This is a genomic window from Pseudomonas sp. PS01270, from assembly GCF_029959775.1.
GTDB lineage: Bacteria > Pseudomonadota > Gammaproteobacteria > Pseudomonadales > Pseudomonadaceae > Aquipseudomonas > Aquipseudomonas atacamensis.
The window spans coordinates 1-3428 of the sequence record NZ_JASCPT010000232.1 but is presented as its reverse complement, the minus strand read 5'-3'; the positions used below and the strand labels follow the sequence as shown (position 1 = coordinate 3428).

Below are 3428 nucleotides of genomic sequence, written 5' to 3'. Positions count from 1 at the left end.
GGGGCAATTACGCCGCAAAACCATGTGGGAGCGAGCCTGCTCGCGAATGGGTTGTGTCAGTCACTCGATTATTTGACTGTCACGACGCTTTCGCGAGCAGGCTCGCTCCCACAAGTTACCGTTCAGTCATTACTGCGCGGACTTCTGCTTCAGCCGCTCAAGGATCGCATTGGCGCTGCCTTCGTTCGGCGTGATGCCGGCGTCGCGCAGTTTGCGTTCCAGGTCGTTGCCGGTGGAGGCGTCGGCCAGTTCGTCTGCGGCGTTCAGTTCGGCAGCGCGTTGCTGCTGCTTGGCTTGCAGGCGGTTCAGGGTGCCGACCGCAGTTTCCAGTTTGCCGTTGGCGCCGCCGCTGGCAATCGAGGCGCTGACCTGGGCTTTCTGCACGCTATCGCGGGCCTTGGCCATGTCCACTTGCTGGCGCAGGCTCTTGATCCGCGATTCGGCTTTGCTGATGTCTTTGCGCATGTTGTCGGCGTAGGCGCCGAATTCATCGCTGAGTTTCTTCTCGGCAGCGAGGTCGTTGGTCAGGGTCGAAATCGCTTCGGCCACTTCCAGCGCCAGGTCTTCGCGGCCGGCATTCAACGCGGCCACAGCCTTGGCTTCGAGGTCCTTGATCTTGGCGTCGTATTCGCTGACGCGGTCGGCGGCCAGTTTGTGCTTGGCCATGATCGTCACCAGTTCGCGGCGAGCATTGGACAGCGCGGTGTCGGCGTCGCGGATTTCCTGATCGAGGATGCGCAGGGCCTGCTGGTCGGCGATGGCTTCGCCGACTTCATTGGCGCCGCCGCGCAGTGCGGTGAACAACTTGCTCCAGATGGACTGAGTCATTGGATATTCCCTGTTGATTACTTGAAGAAGTGTTCGAAGGCTTCGCTGGCGCGCTGCACGTTGTCGACCAGGGTTTTCACCTCGGTGACCACGTTGGTCAGGCTCGAATCAGCACTGAGGGCGCCGAACATGTTGTAGACGGTCTGGCCGTTGGGCATCGACTCGATCCCGATCGACGACAGCGGGAACATCTCGCGGCTGCGCAGCACGGCGTCGTTGAACGCCTGGACGTTGCTGATCGAATCGATGTCCACCAGCACGGTGTCGACGATGATCTGCTGGCCGGCCAGGGCGATGTGAATCGGCAGGCCGCCGAATTCATTCATTTCCAGCTTGATGCTCGGCTCGGAGCTCTGGATCAGGGACAGCGAAATCTCTTGGGAAGCCACCTCGTCCAGCGCCTTGAGGGCATTGAAGAGGCTGTCGATGGTCCAGTTGTTGCCTGCGCTCATGTATTTCTCCGACATGAAAGAGCCAGCCAGAATCGGTTGGCGTAGCTGTTGCTCCATTTGCTTGAGCAAGCTTCGGTTTTCCGGAAGCACCCAAGTTTCGTGTTTCACATAACCGGCGGCGGCCAGGCCTGCGCGCATCTGCTTCATGTAGAAGCTCGACGGTTTTTTCGCTGACGTCTTGCCACGCTCGCCCTTGGGGCTGGCTGCGGCAGGCGTAGGAGTGCGGCTTGTCATGGCTGGAATCCGGTTATGAGCGTCTCACGCGTGGGCCACACTACAACCAATGCAAAGTGCCATCAATGACTCACGCGTGAGATTTTCATGACAAACGCAAAAAGGCCCGCAACGTGGCGGGCCAGGGGATTGCGCAGTTGTTGCTAGGCGTTGCTGCTGAGGAACTCGTCAGTGGATACCACGCTGGCATAGGCGAAACCCAGCGCCGCCATGAAGGCTGCGTGCACATGGGCGGCCGGCACCGTCAGGCCATTGAATTCCAGATCACGGCTGGCGCAGGCATCGTGAATCACGATCACGCTGTAACCCATGTCTGCCGCCGCGCGGGTGATGCCATCGACGCACATATGGCTCATGCTGCCGACCACCACCAGGTCGGTGATGCCGTGTTCGTCTAGTACTGCTTTCAGTTCGGTTTCACGGAACGAGTTGACGAAGTGCTTGAGCACCACCGGCTCGTCGGCGCGGTTGAGCACTTTCGGATGCAGTTTCGCCCCTTCGGAGCCGGGAGTGAAAAACGGCGCGTCTTCGGAGGTGAATTCATGCCGAATGTGCACCACCGGATCGCCCGCTGCGCGAAAGGCTGCGATCAGCTGTGCGGCGTTGTCTGCAGCGGCGTCGGCGCCGACCAGCGGCCACTTGCCTTGGGGGAAGTAGTCGTTCTGGATATCGACTACGATGAGCGCTTGCTTGGCCATGGGATTGTCCTCGAGGCAGTGATTGGGTGTGACCTCAGTATTGGCGCTGGCCGAGGATTCGAGGATTGGCCGCACCGACAATAGACGGGGGAAAACTGACAATGGCTGCACAAAGAGCCGCCACCGCTGAACTGGGCGTGCTGATTTACCCCGGCGCGCAACTGGCGGCGGTGCACGGTCTGACCGACCTGTTCGCGGTGGCCAACCGCATCGCCGCCGAGTATCAGGCTGTGCAATTACCCTTGCTGCGGGTCAGTCACTGGCAGGTCGAGGGCGAGCAGTTGCCGACGCGGGTCTATGACAGTCATCCGGGTGCCGAAGACGCTTTGCTCGCCGTGCTGATTCCGCCGTCCCTTGGCGGATTCGATGTGGCGCACATGACCGCGAGTCTTGCGCAATGGCTGCGCGATCAGCATGCGCGCGGCGCAACCCTTGGTGGTGTTTGTGTGGGCTCGTTGATGCTCGCTGAAAGCGGCTTGCTCGACGGTCGCAGCGCCACCACCCACTGGACCTCGGCCCAGGCGTTTGCCGAGCGTTACCCGAAGATCAAACTCAAGGCCGACACGCCGATTGTCGACGACGGTGACCTGATCACCACGGCGGGGCTGATGGCCTGGTCGGAACTGGGACTGCGCCTGGTCGATCGCTTGCTCGGCCCCAGCATCGCCACCGCGACCGCGCGTTTTCTGGTGATGGAACACAGCGACAGCGCCAGTGAATGCGGGAGCAATTTCGCGCCGATCCTCAGCCATGGCGACGCGGCGATTCTCAAGGTTCAGCACTGGCTGCAAAGCACCGGGGCGACGGATGTTTCGCTGAACGCGATGGCCGAGCGCGCGGGCCTTGAAGAACGCACTTTCCTGCGCCGATTCCGCGCCGCGACAGGCTTGAAACCGACCGAATATTGCCAGCACCTGCGGGTTGGCAAAGCGCGAGAAATGCTCGAGTTCACCAATGGCACGATCGACCACATTGCCTGGACGGTGGGCTATCAGGATCCGGGCGCGTTTCGCGCGATTTTCAAGAAAATTACCGGGTTGGGGCCGAGTGATTACCGGGGGCGGTTTGGTGTGAACCCCGCTCCCAGAACGACCATGAACTAATGTGGGAGCGAGCCTGCTCGCGAAGGCGCTGGATCCACAGAATTGTAGTCGGCTGACACTACGCTTTCGCGAGCAGGCTCGCTCCCACAATGATCGCGGAGATTATGAGAGAT

The 3428-nt window shown here is 60.8% G+C and carries 4 protein-coding genes; 1 reads left to right on the top strand and 3 read right to left on the bottom strand.

The window, feature by feature from the left end; genetic code table 11:
- Positions 1 to 129: 129 nt before the first annotated feature.
- The 3 genes from QMX86_RS27665 to QMX86_RS27655 form a co-directional block, all read right to left on the bottom strand.
- The gene (locus QMX86_RS27665) at positions 130 to 828 is read right to left on the bottom strand and encodes a PspA/IM30 family protein (protein ID WP_016772954.1); all 699 of its coding nucleotides are present in this window, start codon (positions 826 to 828) and stop codon (positions 130 to 132) included.
- Positions 829 to 845: 17 nt separating this feature from the next.
- Positions 846 to 1514 carry a YjfI family protein gene (locus QMX86_RS27660; RefSeq protein WP_041477671.1) on the bottom strand — a complete coding sequence of 223 codons (669 nt, stop codon included), beginning with the start codon at positions 1512 to 1514 and terminating at the stop codon, positions 846 to 848.
- Between the two features lie 143 nt (positions 1515 to 1657).
- A complete protein-coding gene (locus QMX86_RS27655; protein ID WP_073475763.1) occupies positions 1658 to 2212 on the bottom strand; it encodes a cysteine hydrolase family protein in 555 nt (184 codons plus the stop codon).
- A gap of 101 nt (positions 2213 to 2313) precedes the next feature.
- Between QMX86_RS27655 and QMX86_RS27650 the strand changes: the two genes are divergently transcribed.
- Positions 2314 to 3315, top strand: coding sequence for a GlxA family transcriptional regulator (locus tag QMX86_RS27650; protein ID WP_282387718.1), 1002 nt, complete (start codon positions 2314 to 2316; stop codon positions 3313 to 3315).
- The last annotated feature ends 113 nt before the right edge of the window (positions 3316 to 3428 follow it).